This window comes from Paracoccus sp. AK26, from assembly GCF_011801365.1.
Taxonomy (GTDB): Bacteria; Pseudomonadota; Alphaproteobacteria; order Rhodobacterales; family Rhodobacteraceae; genus Paracoccus; species Paracoccus aerius.
Genome location: NZ_CP041041.1, coordinates 1020634 through 1035394 on the forward strand (window position 1 = coordinate 1020634; position 14761 = coordinate 1035394).

A 14761-nucleotide genomic window follows, 5' to 3' on the forward strand; every position below is an offset into this window, starting at 1 on the left:
CTGGCTTGAAGTGGCACGATCTCCAAAGGCGATGATTCGAACAAGGGGATAGTCATGGAAGACGCAAGACGAGATGCAGGCAGACTGCTTGGGCAGGACAATCGCGCGGTCGTGCTCCTCATGGCAGCGATGCTGACGACCATGGCAAATGCCACCATCAGCCCAGCCCTCCCCGGGCTCGAGCGTTTGTTTGCGCAAGACCCGGATGCCGCGCTGCTGATACGGCTGCTTGTCACTGCCCCGTCCCTCAGCGTTGCAATCTTTGCCCCTCTTGCGGGACTGGCTATGGATCGGATCGGGCGGCGCCAGCCACTGCTGATTGGAATCATCCTTTTCGTGATCGCCGGGTGTGGCGGGGTTGTTCTTCCGAGCCTTCCGACCATCCTCGCCAGCCGTCTGGTTTTGGGCATTGCCGTCGCCCTGATCATGACGGCGCAAACAGCGCTGGTGGCAGATTACCGTTCGGGAGCCGATCGAAGTAAGCTGATGGGATTGCAGATCTCCGCCCGAAACTTCGGAGGCCTCCTTTTCATCACGCTGGCAGGTTGGGCCGCATCCCTGTCGCCGCGACTGCCATTCGCAATCTATGGCTTGGCCATTCTTCTGCTGCCGCTGGCATGGAAGGTCATCACCGACCACCCGCGACCTTCCTCGCGGCCCGGAACAGAACAGATGGCAGCCCCCGAAAAATGCCATTCTTGGATTATGCTCTTCTCCGCCGTGGCGTTCCTCCAGGCGCTGACCAACATGCTGTTCTTCATCATGCCGACGCAACTGCCGTTCTTTTTCGCCGTCGAAGGGCAAGACAGTTCCATCATGACGGGAACTGCCCTCGGCGTGCTGATGCTGAGCGGGGGCTGCGTTGCCCTGCTTTATTCACGTATCCGACCTGTTGTTGGCTATGCCGGGGTTTTCGCGACAGGTTACGGGTGCATGGCGGCAGGCTTCTTCGCACTGGCAGTGCATACGGCGATGCCGGCCTGCTTGGCCGGAGCGGCATTGATCGGTGCAGGTTATGCCTTGGTGTCGCCGACTTTCGTGGCCCTTGCGCTCGAGTTGTTGCCCCGCTCACGGCGAGGGGTTGGGGGCGGCATCCTGACGGCTTCGGTCTTTATCGGGCAGTTCTGCTCTCCCTTGATCAGCACGCCAGCGATCTCGGCTTTTGGCTACTGGGGTTTGTTCAGGGGAGCCACCGTGCTCCTGACGCTGACGGCTTTAGCGATCACAGCGGTAGTGGGTGTTGGCCGTCTGCGTTCAGCGTCTCGCGGACAACTCGGGACACCATGATTTGCACGGCCTACCGAAAAACCGCCCTCATTATTTGACACCGATAGGCACAAACATCTTTAGCATCTGCACCCTTTGCCGGGACTAAACGTGTGACGTACGGCAGTTTTGTCCGCGATAGGGAGAGTATGGACGGTATGGATAAAAGACATTCAGTACCTCTGCTTTGCCGGGATTACCCCGCGCACACCGCCATGGGGGTCACTGACGTCGCCATTGCGCCTCGGGATAAGATGCACATGAACGTGGAAGATCGTCTGACCGGCATCTGTGCCCGCATTGACCCCGATGTTGAAGCCGGTCACGGACGTGTCCTGCCGCAGGATATCGGCGCGCTGTTCGCGCAGCATTTGGGCGATCGCGTTTAACTCTGGCTGATAGAGGTCGAAGTAGTCGGCGACATGGCGCTTGGGGATGACAAGCGTATGTAGGGGCGTCACGGGAAAGCCGTCACGAATGGCATAACAGAGCTCGCTCTCGGCCACGATGCGCGAGGGTGCCATGGGGCAGAAAAGGCAATCATCAGCACGGTCCTGATATGAAGCCAGGACGCCGCGGAAATCCGTATCGTCCCTGTCGCGCTTGTTGGTGTTGCAAGTGACACAGAGCGCCTGAAAGTTGCTGATCTCGTCGCTGCCGCCCTTGGCTCTCGGAACGATGTGGTCAATGTGCAGGGCAGCCTGGCCTTCATGGGCGCCACACAGTTCACAGCGGTATCGTGCCCGCTTGAGAACCTCGTAGCGTACCGAGCCCGGTACATACCCGTCTGCGTTCTCCCGATGCTGCCAGATGGCATTGCCGCGCCTTTGCAGATACTCCGCCAGGCGCTGGTCGCAGAGCTCGAGGAGCGCGGCAGTCTGCTCATCGGTCAGGCGATCGCTTCTCAGCCTGTAACCACTGATCCGCCGTCCATCTCTCACGGGTTCTACAATGCCGCTTTGGGTGAGGATCCTGCCCACCATGGTTCTGGTGCGTAGCTCGTAGTACTCAACCTGGGAGCGATCATACCCGAGAAGAGCTTTCGCAATATCCTCGATCGCGGCTTGGCCACCCTGCGCCAGAAGGATGTGCAGCATGACGGGCTGGTAGATGTGCGACATCCGCATCTGATAACGGATGAAATTCTTGAGGTCAGAAAAAGCGAGAAGGTGACTCATAGTGCCAGAATGGACGATTGCGGCGTCGTCGGCCACCGGCAGCTGCGTTCGTTCCATCGCCTTCATATGAAGGAGCCTGCAGAGGCTGGAGTAAAGCCACACCCTGAGGCGTGGCTTTATCTAACTGGCAGCCAAACTCGTGCCACCAACCTGCAAAGCGTGCCCAGTCTCGGGTCAGATTGGGGTCCGGAGCCTAGTTGCGAGTGATGCGGGTTCCCCACCCTTTGATGGCGAGCATGTCCTCTTTCTCGATGAGCCAGCCCGCTTCGATAAGCTGAGATAGGACTGGTCTCGCCTTCCTCTCATTCATGCCTCTGGGGGCCGCGAGAATATGGATGGCGTAGTCATGGGAAATTTCACCGTTCGCTTCGGCAAAATCTGCCAGTTTCATCAGGGAACCCAACAACGCGGGATCTGGGGTACGGAGGAATTCTTCGACAACATCCTTTGTTGCCTGGGCAATAGGCTCAACTTTACTCATAGTCATGCTCCTGATTGATGTGGAACTGATTTTTGGGGTGATCGTGTCGGATGCTGACCTGCGTTCTCCGGCTCGGCGGCAGTGCTGATCTTCTCCAAGGGAAGCACGGCTTGGCTGAGCAAGACGAGAGGCGGTCAGGACGTTGGTCATGGAGGCGGACAGCCTAAGGTCTGCTAGATTGAAGCATTAAAGCAAACCGAGCGTTGGGCAGTCCACCCGGATGGAAACGGCTCCAGCAGGCGGGGCAGTGTCAGCTCGGGTCCGTGCCGGCCATCGAGAACGTCCTCGATAATGTCGGGTGCGAGTAGTGTCAGACGCAGAACCCGGGTCATGTAGGAATGCGTGATGGCCTCGTGCTCGGCCAGTTCGCTGATGGTTGCGAACTCGCCGCTCTCCAGCATGCGCTTCCAGCGGAAGGCCCTGCCCAGCGCTTTGACGAGGGTGTTGTCGCTCCGGCGGGTCTGCGGCGCGCGTTCCGGCAGCTGGAGCTCCTTGCGCCCGCCGCGCTTCACGACGCGAAAGGGGACGTGCAGGGTCATGGTCGCCGGGACAAGGGATGCGTGGATCATGCCGCACGCTCCACGTCCTGGACCAGCATTTCCTGCGCCAAGCCGCTCAGCCCATCGATGCGCAGCCGCACTGACAGCCCGCCCGGGCCCACATCGACCCGTTCGATCAGCAGTGCCGCAATACGCGCCTGTTCGGCCGGGAAGAGCTCGTCCCAGAGCGGATCGAGCTGGCCCAGCGCGTCGCGAACGTCGGCTTCAGTGATGGCACCCTGGCTTGCCTGTGCTTCCACCTGCGCCGCCTTCCACGTCCCCGCGACGATCTCCGGCTGCCGGAACACCGCGCGCAACTGGTCGATGACGGCAGCCTCGATCTCGCCGGCCGAGACGCGGCCGACGGGACAGGCCCCCGCACCATGCTTCAGCACGGTCTGGCTGACGTAGTAGCGATAGAGCTTGCCGCCTTTCCGGGTGTGGCTGGGCGAGAAGGCAGCGCCATCGGGACCATAGATCAGCCCCTTGAGGAGGGCAGGGGTCTGCGCCCGGGTGCGGGCAGCCCGGGTGCGCGGGCTGTCGGTCAGAATGGCATGGACCTTGTCCCAGGTGCCGCGGTCGATGATGGCCTCGTGTTCGCCCGAGTAGCTCTCACCCTTGTGCACCGCCTCACCGATATAAACGCGGTTGTTCAGCATTCGGTAGAGCGCCTTCTTGTCGATCCGGTTGCCCCGCTTGGTGCGGATGCCCTGCTTGGCTACGTCCCGGGCCAGTTCGGTGCAGGAGCCGAGCTCGAGAAAGCGGGCGAACATCCAGCGGAGGTGCTTTGCGTTCTCCTCCTGGATTACCAGCTTGCGGTCCTTGACCGCGTAGCCGAAGGGCGCCGGACCACCCATCCAGATGCCCTTCATGCGGGAGGCCCGCACCTTGTCGCGGATACGCTCGGCTGTGACTTCGCGCTCGAACTGGGCGAAGGACAGCAGGATGTTCAGCGTCAGCCGCCCCATGGAGGTCGTGGTGTTGAAGGACTGCGTAACAGAGACAAAGGTGACGCCGTTCCGGTCGAAGACCTCCACCAGCTTCGAGAAGTCCATCAGCGACCGGGACAGCCGGTCAATCTTGTAGACCACCACCACATCGACCAGCCCATCCTCGATGTCGACGAGCAGCCGCTGCAGGGAAGGGCGCTCTAGCGTGCCGCCGGAGATGCCACCGTCGTCATACTGATCACGCACCAGCACCCAGCCCTCGGAGCGCTGGGAGGCGATATAAGCTTCGCAGGCTTCGCGCTGGGCATGGAGCGAGTTGAACTCCTGTTCCAAACCCTCCTCAGAGGATTTGCGGGTGTAGACCGCGCACCGCAGTTTGCGGACATGGGGCTTCGTGTTCATCTTATCCGGAGCGCGCGTCATGTCCGGCTCCTGTGGTTCTTGAGGCCAAAGAACACCCAACCGTTCCAGCGCGTACCGGTGATGGCGCGGGCAATGGCCGACAGAGACCTGTAGGGCCGTTCCTGCCACTCGAAGCCGTCGGTGGTGACGGTCACCACATGCTCGACGCCCTGGTACTCGCGGATGAGGCGCGTGCCCGTGATGGGCATCAGATCGGCGCGGATGCGGCTCCTGGTGCGGTCGCCGCCGTCCAGTTCCTCGCCGAGCCGCTCCAGGCGGCGGATGGTGTCAGGCTTCAAGCCGCCATAGGCCAGTTCCTGGATGCGGTAGGCAAGGCGGCTTTCCAGATAGCGGCGGTTGAAGGGCGGCGGGGCGCTGTCGAAGAGCTCGCGCCACTGCTTCTTCAGTTCGGGCGCCGGCGCGGTCTTTAGTGCCGCCAGCCGTGCCGGGATGGGATCAACGTGGGTCATGGACATCTTCTCTGCTTCCGTCGTCCAGCACTACCGCTCTGTCCGGACCGGATGTGTAGCCATGCGATCTCCACGGAAGCGAACTGTCTCCGTAAAGTCGCTGTTGCGCACCCGGAGCCGGACAAGGCCCAGCCCGAGAAGGGCGCAGAGCTCCTGGCGGCGCTCGGTTGCGGTCATTCGGCCGGCGGGCAAGGGATTGGAGCCGCGAGTCATCTTACAGCGCTCCGTTCAGGTTGTGGCGAACCTGCTGCTGGCACTGGCGGACAGGGTGATGGCGCAAAGGGTGGGGCCGGAAACCGGCCTGGAAAGCCTTATCCCGTGTGGAAACCTGCGGAGCGGAAACCGAGCTTTCCAGGTGGAAACCCCGATCTTTTGCCTGCAACTGGAAAATGTACGGGACAATGCCCACCGCATGCGAAAGGGCGCCGGAGGGACCCAAGACCTCCGCTTGGCTTGTCTTATACACAAGAAGGTTCGACTCATAGCGACTGCCAAACATCATTCGGCTTCCCCTGTCGTACCTGCTGCTCGCTGCCTGCTACGCTCGAGATCGGCAAGCGCCTCATCGAGGGAATTCGGCTCTTCAGCCTTCATGGGACTGGCTAAAACTGGCTCCGCTGTCGTTGCAGGCACGGGCACTTCGTCGATAACGACTGGATGGCGATCAGCATAGTGGGCTAATGCTTCTGCAAAATAGTGCCAGCTTCGAATGCGCTTCGGCTTGTAGCGGGACGCAGCCTTTTCCCCAAGGACGGGAAGCACATGGGCTTGAAGTGAATACCCCTCCCCAAGCAGCTCGAACAGCGTCGGCCAAGCTCCCCTCAGCATCTCGCGATCATCATCACTTGCCCAGTCACCGAGCGCAACGATGCATGTCTCTAGAATTTCTTCCTCAGCCGTTATGTTACTTAATTGGTGATCTTTATTATGCGACGCAATTCTTGCCTTATCACGCAGCAGGGTTTGCCCTATCGCAAGTTGCCGCTGTACATTCTCATTTGGCTCTTTGACAAAGCGTCCGTAGACATCGTGGCCGGTTGGCGGCAGAAGTTTTCGGGGCCACCATGCAACCAGATGGTAGACGCTACTTGTCCTCTTAAACCCTTTCACGCGACCAATAGTCCGGACCAGACCGTAATGTTTCAACTCCCGAAGGTAGTTGGTTATGGTCCGTTTTGAACGCCGTAGCTGCTTTGCAAGGGTTGCCTGAGAATAGTTGCAGCAACCGTAATCGTCGCTGCGACGTGCCAGCAGCAGAAGAAGATCCATCGGGCCGCCATCAATTCCCTCGATCGTTTCTGCCCAGCGTAGGGGGGCCAGCCTGACGAAGAGAGGGCGGCGCTGTTCGCTCATAAAGGCATAGGATGTCATCACAGTGCCCTCCCGTGGCGGCTATCGAGCCAGGCCTGAACATCTCCATGCTTCCAGCCAACGGCGCGTAGGCCGAGCTTCAGAGGGGCAGGGAAGCGACCAGCGGCCACCTCTGAATAAAGCCAACTGCGGCTCATTCCCGTTGTGGCCAGGACGGCCGGAAGCCGCAGGATATCGTTGTGCATTCTTGCATCTCTCCGTGCATGACTGATGTGCAGGGGAGCTAAGCATTCGATGGGCCGATATCGTCAATGACTTGGTATGAAAACGTATAATATCAAATGCTTGTAGGCTACATGCGGCTCCGGCCCTTAAGCCTGTCGGACCACGTGCAGAGCCGGTTTGACCACGTGTCATGTCGGTCGGACCACATATGAGCTACGCCCGGCGCCGGTTTCTGCAATCTGAGGCTGTGTGACATTAATGACACGAATCTGGTCAGCTGGACAGCAGTTAGGTCGTTGAAGCCAGCGGAGTGAAGCGGTCCAAGCTATCAGGCCGTGTCATCCGACCTCGGCAGATAAAGCTGGGCAGCACATTGATTCCAGCTTGTGTGAAGCCCGATGGCGTCTCTCCCGCAGTGAGGGTATCGACCGACGTTCAGGTTCTCCTTCACCGTGCCGCCGCGGGGTGGGTGCCGAAATGTACCTGGTCAACGCATTTGCTCTCTGGGCATTTGCATGCAGTCCTGAGGATTGACAGTTGGCTTCGACAGCGAGGCATTGCCGCAACGTTGGTGCTATCGAAAATCCCGCCCCTTCACCCGGATCGCATTGTGATGCAGATCACGCATGTAGATCTCCCGCGGCCATGGGCTGACAGGTGCGACCTCCCACGGATCGCCTGCCGCGCTTCCATGCCGCGCCTCATCCCCGCGCCCCTGTTTCAGCGGAAACGCTGCGCCTTGTGGGCCGACGCTGGCCAGGTCTCGCGACAGTCCTCGACGCGATGAACGCTTAGGAAGGTCGTCCCATTTGCAACCTGTATAACCTGCCCACTAACCACCAGGTAGTCTGCGACGTCGCGCGGGTGAGCCAGGGCGATTGGTAGCCGATTAGGCGTAGCGTTCGAACGTCGTGCTGCCTAACGTAAGTCATTGAGTCGAACAAAACCTGTGCAGGTTCGACACCGTAGGAAAGCAAACTTGTCTCGCTTCAATCCAAGTCACAATGTTCTTCCGATCTATGACGCTGCTGCGGCATGGAAGGAGAGCTGTCTTCTCGCCGATGGATCGGCATTGGCGCAAGGCGGAAACCTTTGGACGAACACCCTGCTTGGCGAGCTCGACCAGCGCTTCGTAAAGAATCTAGACGCCGGCGGAGGGGATTTCCTCTCGAAATTGAAGGTGCAGCTTTCGGAGGGCTCCCCAGATTGCCGCCAGCTGATGGCTGAGAGCCTGTGGCTTACGCTGCTGTTCCCGTCGAACGTCGGCGCCGCCAAGAAGCGCGAAAACGTGCTGGAGATCTGGTCTTGGTCGGGAGAGGACCTGAGCGCGACCCACCCTCTTCTGGAAGACTCTGTTCTTGAAGGCATCGGCTCCGCCGGGACCGCCTACAACACGCACCGTTGGCGCGAGCTGGTGTTTCTCATCGGCGCCTTGCGCGATTTCAAGGCTCGCGATGCCGCCGACCGTGAGCAGATCGCGTTGGACCCGTGGGCATTCTCTGGCTGGCTGAGCGGCCTCCCGGAGGCGCGGCATAGGCAGCTGATCCACATCCTTCCACACCTTTTGTTTCCCGACACGTTCGAGCGGATCAGTTCCGAGGGCGACAAACGCCTGATCCTCGCCGGCTTCGGCGACACGACAGAGAAGGAGATCAAGAAGTGGAGCACTGTCGAGATCGACCGCGCCTTGCTCGAGCTGCGCCGCCGACTTGAAGAAGAGCATGGCGCGGACATCGATTTCTACCAAGAAGAGTTCGAGTCTCAGTGGAAGAACCAGACGAAGAACTGGCTCCTTAGCTGGAACCCCTCCAGATGGACCTGGGACACACTCGCGGCCGACCGCGCCCGGACGATCAGCGGGGAGAAGGCCGACAACCGATGGCGCTGCAGCTCGAGCAAACCGCGCGAGGGTGACCGCGTCTTTCTGATCCGCACCGGCAGCCCTCCGAAAGGCGTCGTTGCGGTTGGAAAGGTCACGCGCGCGCCCTACGAAGTTGAGCACTGGGAACAGGCCCGGGCCGACGCCGGAGAGACGATGCGTTTCGTTGACGTGGCGTTTGATTCCGTGCGTGATGCAACGTCGGATGAGATCATCCCTCTGACAGACCTGCAGAGCCGAGAACCCGGACAGGAATGGAACCCGCAGTCTTCCGGGATCGAAGTCAAAGACAAGGCCGCTCGGACGCTGGAGCGTCTCTGGAAGGCGCTGCCGCCGATCGTGGCGGGCGCCACCGCGTTGGAAGGCGGTCCGGCATCTGGAGAGGCGTCCGCGAAGCAATTCGCGCCACCACTGAACCTCATTCTCTACGGCCCTCCGGGCACCGGAAAGACTTATCGTCTTAAGAACGATTACCTGCCGCGCTACTACGACGAGGCTGGAGGTCGATTCGAGTTCGTGACGTTTCATCAGAGCTACGCGTACGAGGACTTCGTCGAGGGGATCCGTCCTGTCGCGGAGAACGGCACCGTTACCTACGAGGTGCGGCCCGGGGTGCTGAAGCGGCTATGTGATCGAGCCCGGCGCGCGCCGGACAAGCGGTTCGCGCTCTTCATCGACGAGATCAATCGTGGAAACGTCGCCAAGGTCTTTGGCGAGCTGATCACGCTGGTCGAGGTGGACAAGCGGATCCGCACTGACCCCTCGGGAAATCGATTGGCGAGCTGCAAGGGCCTGGAAGTGACGCTCCCATACTCTGGTCAGCGTTTTGGCGTGCCCGCGAATGTCGACGTGATCGGCACCATGAACACCGCCGACCGCTCGATTGCTCTGCTCGACAGCGCCTTACGGCGCCGGTTCCGTTTCGAAGAACTCACGCCGAAGCCAGAACTGCTTGAATCTATCGACGACGGCCAGGGCAACGCGATCGACCTGCGCCAACTGTTGCAGGCCATGAATGCGCGCCTGTCCCGCCTGCTGCACCGCGACCAGACCCTCGGACACAGCTACTTCTACCACGTGAAGTCGTTTGACGAGCTACGCCGTGTGTTTGCCAGGGAGATCCTGCCGTTCCTGCAAGAGGCTTTCTACGACGACTGGCGTCAGATCCGATACGTTCTTGCCGACCAGGCCGTGGTGGAGGAGCTGCAACTGGTCCGGGCGCGGACGCAAAGTGCCGCTGTGCTCTTTCCCAAGGCGGACCCGGCCGAAATCGGGGACGGTGAGGCGTTCGAGATCAGTCGGGAAGACGACATTACCGCCGACGCGATCCGCAAGATCTACGAGCCACCGGAATGAGAAGACTGACCTTCCGCGAGAGGGAGGGAGTCAGCATCGGCCATGCAGGCGCGATTAGCGAGCTTGAGGCCGAAGGCATAGCAAAACTCGCCGGGCGCCTCCCTGCCGGCGCCATCTCATGGGGTCACCGAACGTTGAAGTTCGGCCCGTTCTGTGGGGTGCTGCAGACCGAGCAACTGGCCATCGAGGTACTTCCCAAGGTCGACCATGGCAGCGATAGCAGCGAAGACATGCGGGGCCTTCTGGTGACCATGCTTGCGCGCGCAGGGCAGCTTGGATCGAAGCGGGTAGGGGATGCTGGCCTCGGGCAGCAGCACCGCCACCTCCTAGACATCTTCATCGAAGATTTCTGTAGCGAGGTGAAATCCGCGCTCCGAGGCGGGGCCATCGCCCAATACTCGGAGAGGACGGCGAACCTCAACGCCATCCGTGGACGGCTCGAGCTGACCGAGCATGTGCGCGCGAACGCGTTCGACCGTTCTCGTCTGCTCTGTCGCTTCGACGAGCGCAGCATCGACAATTCTTACAATCAAGCGCTTAAAAGCGTCCTTCGGATCCTGCGTGGGTTCGCATTGAGCCCGAGGACCCGAGCGATGGTGGCGGCGTTCCTCCATCGCTTTGACGAGGTGAGCGATCGTAGGGTAACGGCTCGCGACATTGACGGTCTCCGCCTTGACCGAACTATCAGGCACTGGGAGCCTGTATTTGCGCGGGCCCGATGGCTGCTGTCAGGCCTCTATCCGGATGTTCGCATCGGCGACGCAGCTGGTTCGGCCCTGCTGTTCAACATGGAAAAGCTCTTCGAGACGGTGCTCGGACTGCGCATCCGGCATGCCTGTCAGCTGCTCGGAAGTGGCCTCTCTGTCGGACTGCAGGGTCCGATGAAGAACCTCGCCAGGGCGGGCTTCCAGCTGCGGCCTGACATCACCATTCAGAGCGCAGATGAGAGCATCGCCATCCTCGATGCAAAATGGAAGCGCCTCGATCTGGGCGAACCGAACTCAGGCGTCTTGAGTGGCGATGCTTATCAGATGAATGCCTATGCCAGCCGCTACAGCTGTAAACGACTCGCGCTCGTCTACCCCGCCTCCAGCTGGTATGCGCCAGGAAAGATCACCGAGTTCGTGCTCCTAACCGAAGAGCGGCCGATACTTGAGGTCGTTGCAGTCGATGTTCGAGAACTTGCGTCTGGCAGCGGCATCCCTCGAGGCCTTGAGACACTATTTCCCACTACCAGCTACAGAAGTTGGAAGCGACTGTTGAGATCGTCATCTTGCGAACGGCTTTGGCCGGAAAAGAGATGACCAAGCTGGTTTAAGAACCACCCTTGGCGAAGTGGCAGGCCGACCAGCGCGGAGGACACCCGCATAGATCGCTAACGATGCTTTCGCGTTATCTGTTTAAGCAGAGTACCCAAACTAAGTTTCAGGGAACCTTCACCGCTCATCAACCGCTCCTCGTGACAAAGTGCTTAGTCACGGCTGTTGCAAAAGTGCTCACCGCGCGTTTCCGTCTCGGCGGCTTTGCTTCGGGACCTGAGCCTTGCCCGTACAGGCAGGGTAGCGAACGCATCCGAGAAACGCGCCAAAGGAGCCTTCCCGTTCGACGAGCCAGCCATCCTGGCAGACTGGACAACCGGGGTAGGTCGCGGAGCACTGACACTGGAGCCGCCCCGCCACGTCGGTGCGTCGCGGAAGGGACGAACTGCAGGAGGGGCAGACTGGCAGAAAATTGCCGCAGTGCTGAACATGCTCGCAGCGATACCAGATGCGCCCATCTTTGCCCCGCACGTCTAGGAGCCGCCCCCCGCATTCGCCGCATACATGAGTCTTCTCATCGGTGCTGGCCGCGGTGACTATGCCATACGCAGGATCGGTCCGGAGCTCGGTGACAAAAGAGGAGGGACGCGCGTTCGATGCCAAAATTGTTAGAGTATGCCGAGCTCGCGTCATTGCCACGTACATGACCCGGCGCTCTTCAGCGTTCTCGAATGCCTCTTCTTCAGGCGAAACAAGCGCCAGCAGGGGATCATCCACAATCTCTGACGGAAAACCAGTTCGGCCGCTGTCAGCATTCAGCAGGATCACGTGATCTGCTTCCAAGCCCTTCGAGGCATGGATGGTCTTGAAGCTGATCAGCAGCTTCGGAAACCGTCGCCTCAACTGCTGCATGTCAGGTTCGAGGTACCGGTACCGCCCGAGCAGCAGAACGCCGGCTTTTTGTGTCTCGTCGACCAGCGCGGCAGAGAATGCAGAAAGGACCTCAAGCAGTGTCTTCTCCTCTTCCCCCTTGGCAGTCGACAAGAGCCTGATGGCGGGTTCTGTCGCGAACCCGGCCGGAACAATCTGCTTCTGGATCTGGGCTGGGTTTCTAAGGACAAAGGTTCTGGCCGCGAAGGCGATCTGGTCGACAGAGCGGAACGTGCGGCCGAGATCGACCACCCTGTGAATGCCGGCCTCGCCATCAAAGCTGCCACCGAACTCCTCGCCGAAATGCCGCATCAAGTGTATGTCTGAACCGGCGAAGCGGAAGATCGATTGCCAGTCATCGCCCACGGCAAAGAGGCGGGCATCAGGATGGTGGGCTTTTAGGGCCTTCACCAACCGGGCGCGGCTTTGTGAGATATCCTGGAACTCGTCTACGAGGATATGACGGAAGGGGCTTACATAGCGGCCGGTTTCGACATACTGCGCCGCCCTCAGGATCATGTCCTCGAAGTCAATTCGTCGGCCCAGACGCTTCTGGTACTCCTCGAAGACAGGCCGGAACACGGCAAGGAAAGCAGTGGCCCGTTTGCCAAGTTTCATGCGCTGGGACTTGCCCTCGCAGTCGGCGAAGCTGTAGCCGCCGCCTTTGAACTTGCGCAGGAACGTTCCCAGCAGCTGCGAGAATGCGTCGACCTGTTTCATCTCGATGATACGATCGTAGATCGTGTCGACCGGGCGGGGCCTCAGGGTCACATGAGGCGCCAGCTTCTCGGCAAGGCTGGTCAGCAGTCGTCCTTCTTGCCGCTCATAGCTGTAGGTCTCGATCAGCGTGGTTTCATGGGCAGCATGAACCTCGCGCTTCCAGGCCATGCCTGCGAGATAGTCATCGCGGTCCACGAAGGGTGCGGCGGTTAGCCGCTCCGTGCCATCGGACATCTTCTCGCGCCGCACCCCGAAATGCTCGAGGTAGATGCCGCTCTCGGTCAGTCGGAAATCAGGCTGATAATCCCGCCGCCCGGTATTGCGCAGCTTGTGCTCGTAGTCAGGCTCGTATTCGTACTCGACGCCGTTTTCATAAAGCCAGTTGGCGATCTGCAGCTCTTCGTAGCTCTTGACCTTTTCGCCCTGCAGCGTGCGGAGGTCTTGTGACTCCATATGGGTGTAGAAGGCGTGTTTGCTTTCAAAATCCCACTCGGTCTTCGGCTCGACCAAGAAATGTGCGAACCACTGAACGATGGCGTTGGACACATCCGACAAAGCTTCGACGAGATCCTTCAGGATCTGCTTGATCATTGCTGTGAAGGCCGCATCGTCAGTCGCATGATCGGCCAGCGCCGGCTTTGAGCCCTCCACCGCCCCGATAATATCATAGGCAAGGGCGTGAAACGTCTGCGCTGCGATAGGCACGCCAGAACGTGCCTCCACACGCTCCGACATCTCTTTGGCGGCATTTTTGGCAAACGCCAGCAGAAGGATTTCCTCAGGCTGGCGGATGCCTACCTTGACTAGATAAGCGGCCTTGGCGGTAATCACGCTGGTCTTGCCGGAGCCCGCGCCAGCCAGCACCAGCGTCGCGTCTTCATCCACGACAACAGACAAACGCTGCTCTGCCGTCAGGGGCTTGCTTTCGATGGTATCGAAGAACCCCTTCCAGCGCTCCAGTTCGGCATCCACAAAGGCGGAGATGGCACGATGCCTTGCCCCTTTTGCATCGTCGACAAATGTCCTGACAGCCGAGATGCGCTTCATCCTCTCCGGTCCGATTGCTGCAGGCTGAAGCTTGGAGAGCACGGTCGAGTAGAGAGATGTCGCGTCCTGCAGGACAGGGGTCATCAGGCAAGCGGCAGGATATTGATCAGGGTGCTGCAGTCCAGCAATCGCCCCGTGCAGCCGATAAAAACGCGCGGCTTCTTTCTCGAGCGCGGTCAGATTGAAGGTAGCCCAAGCCTTGTTGAGCTGGTTCGAGAACATTTCAGCATCTGAGGGCCTTGTTGCCCTGAGAACGACGCTTCCGTTTTCTTCCAACGGAATGCGGAGCGACGTTCCTAAAACGCTTTTTCTCAGTTCAGCCTCACGGATCATTTGACCCAGATCAACCGTGGTGCTGCTAGCATGCCTCGTGATCAGCAGCGTGTCGGACGTTAGATCAATCGCTCGAGGTGCTCTTCCGAACGGATTGACTAAAAGTCCGAAGAGAATGCTTTGCTTTAATCGAATCAAAGAAATGCGCCTGAACAGTATTTTTTGATCGTCCTCCCAGCAGCAGTAGAAGCGCAACCCTGATTAAACCAGATTGCTTACCGGAGACGGCCAGGTTCACATGAGGTTCTGCCTTTGCGCTGTCATCCCGGTCAGGTGCGAACCTGCGAACCTCGGGTGCGAACCCCGATTTTGGAGGTGCAACTAGAAAATGTACGGGACAAAGCCCACCGCATAGGGAGCTGCCCTAGAAGGACCCAGGGTATGAAAGCGACTAGCCTAGAGTGGCATTTGCTTC

General features: G+C 59.8%; 11 protein-coding genes. 3 read left to right on the forward strand and 8 right to left on the reverse strand.

What is annotated here, in order from left to right; genetic code table 11:
* The first annotated feature begins 54 nt into the window (after positions 1-54).
* Positions 55-1287 carry an MFS transporter gene (locus FIU66_RS04990; protein ID WP_167621673.1) on the forward strand — a complete coding sequence of 411 codons (1233 nt, stop codon included), beginning with the start codon at positions 55-57 and terminating at the stop codon, positions 1285-1287.
* A gap of 152 nt (positions 1288-1439) precedes the next feature.
* Here FIU66_RS04990 and FIU66_RS04995 read toward each other — a convergent pair whose 3' ends face one another.
* The 7 genes from FIU66_RS04995 to FIU66_RS05025 all read right to left on the reverse strand — a co-directional run bounded on the left by FIU66_RS04995 (position 1440) and on the right by FIU66_RS05025 (position 6842).
* Positions 1440-2501 carry an HIT family protein gene (locus FIU66_RS04995; protein ID WP_240544745.1) on the reverse strand — a complete coding sequence of 354 codons (1062 nt, stop codon included), beginning with the start codon at positions 2499-2501 and terminating at the stop codon, positions 1440-1442.
* A gap of 136 nt (positions 2502-2637) precedes the next feature.
* Positions 2638-3075, reverse strand: a complete 438-nt coding sequence (locus tag FIU66_RS05000; RefSeq protein ID WP_167621674.1) for a hypothetical protein — start codon at positions 3073-3075, stop codon at positions 2638-2640.
* 23 nt (positions 3076-3098) lie between these two features.
* Positions 3099-3464 carry a hypothetical protein gene (locus tag FIU66_RS05005; protein WP_370528943.1) on the reverse strand — a complete coding sequence of 122 codons (366 nt, stop codon included), beginning with the start codon at positions 3462-3464 and terminating at the stop codon, positions 3099-3101.
* Between the two features lie 26 nt (positions 3465-3490).
* Positions 3491-4837 carry a recombinase family protein gene (locus FIU66_RS05010; protein ID WP_167621676.1) on the reverse strand — a complete coding sequence of 449 codons (1347 nt, stop codon included), beginning with the start codon at positions 4835-4837 and terminating at the stop codon, positions 3491-3493.
* Entirely contained in the window at positions 4834-5286 is a 453-nt protein-coding gene (locus FIU66_RS05015; protein ID WP_167621677.1) for a DUF2924 domain-containing protein, read from the reverse strand. The genes FIU66_RS05010 and FIU66_RS05015 overlap by 4 nt, the downstream gene beginning before the upstream one ends.
* A gap of 498 nt (positions 5287-5784) precedes the next feature.
* Positions 5785-6657: a helix-turn-helix domain-containing protein gene (locus tag FIU66_RS05020; protein ID WP_167621678.1), complete on the reverse strand. Its 873-nt coding sequence runs from the start codon at positions 6655-6657 to the stop codon at positions 5785-5787.
* Entirely contained in the window at positions 6657-6842 is a 186-nt protein-coding gene (locus FIU66_RS05025; protein WP_167621679.1) for an AlpA family transcriptional regulator, read from the reverse strand. The genes FIU66_RS05020 and FIU66_RS05025 overlap by 1 nt, the downstream gene beginning before the upstream one ends.
* Positions 6843-7801: 959 nt before the next feature.
* Here FIU66_RS05025 and FIU66_RS05030 point away from each other — a divergent pair.
* Both FIU66_RS05030 and FIU66_RS05035 read left to right on the forward strand, forming a co-directional pair.
* Positions 7802-10057, forward strand: a complete 2256-nt coding sequence (locus FIU66_RS05030) for an McrB family protein (RefSeq protein WP_167621680.1) — start codon at positions 7802-7804, stop codon at positions 10055-10057.
* On the forward strand, positions 10054-11361 hold the full coding sequence (locus tag FIU66_RS05035; RefSeq protein WP_167621681.1) for an McrC family protein: 1308 nt from the start codon (positions 10054-10056) through the stop codon (positions 11359-11361). The genes FIU66_RS05030 and FIU66_RS05035 overlap by 4 nt, the downstream gene beginning before the upstream one ends.
* 192 nt (positions 11362-11553) lie before the next feature.
* On the opposite strand, the gene FIU66_RS05040 is transcribed toward FIU66_RS05035, so the two are convergent.
* Positions 11554-14346: a UvrD-helicase domain-containing protein gene (locus FIU66_RS05040; RefSeq protein ID WP_167621682.1), complete on the reverse strand. Its 2793-nt coding sequence runs from the start codon at positions 14344-14346 to the stop codon at positions 11554-11556.
* Between the last annotated feature and the right edge of the window lie 415 nt (positions 14347-14761).

Bases quoted from the DNA above. Each gene is read 5' to 3' on its own strand.
- FIU66_RS04990 (WP_167621673.1), top strand. From the start codon at position 55: ATGGAAGACGCAAGACGAGATGCAGGCAGACTGCTTGGGCAGGACAAT.
- FIU66_RS04995 (WP_240544745.1), bottom strand. From the start codon at position 2,501: ATGGAACGAACGCAGCTGCCGGTGGCCGACGACGCCGCAATCGTCCAT.
- FIU66_RS05000 (WP_167621674.1), bottom strand. From the start codon at position 3,075: ATGACCAACGTCCTGACCGCCTCTCGTCTTGCTCAGCCAAGCCGTGCT.
- FIU66_RS05005 (WP_370528943.1), bottom strand. From the start codon at position 3,464: ATGACCCTGCACGTCCCCTTTCGCGTCGTGAAGCGCGGCGGGCGCAAG.
- FIU66_RS05010 (WP_167621676.1), bottom strand. From the start codon at position 4,837: ATGACGCGCGCTCCGGATAAGATGAACACGAAGCCCCATGTCCGCAAA.
- FIU66_RS05015 (WP_167621677.1), bottom strand. From the start codon at position 5,286: ATGACCCACGTTGATCCCATCCCGGCACGGCTGGCGGCACTAAAGACC.
- FIU66_RS05020 (WP_167621678.1), bottom strand. From the start codon at position 6,657: ATGACATCCTATGCCTTTATGAGCGAACAGCGCCGCCCTCTCTTCGTC.
- FIU66_RS05025 (WP_167621679.1), bottom strand. From the start codon at position 6,842: ATGCACAACGATATCCTGCGGCTTCCGGCCGTCCTGGCCACAACGGGA.
- FIU66_RS05035 (WP_167621681.1), top strand. From the start codon at position 10,054: ATGAGAAGACTGACCTTCCGCGAGAGGGAGGGAGTCAGCATCGGCCAT.
- FIU66_RS05040 (WP_167621682.1), bottom strand. From the start codon at position 14,346: ATGATCCGTGAGGCTGAACTGAGAAAAAGCGTTTTAGGAACGTCGCTC.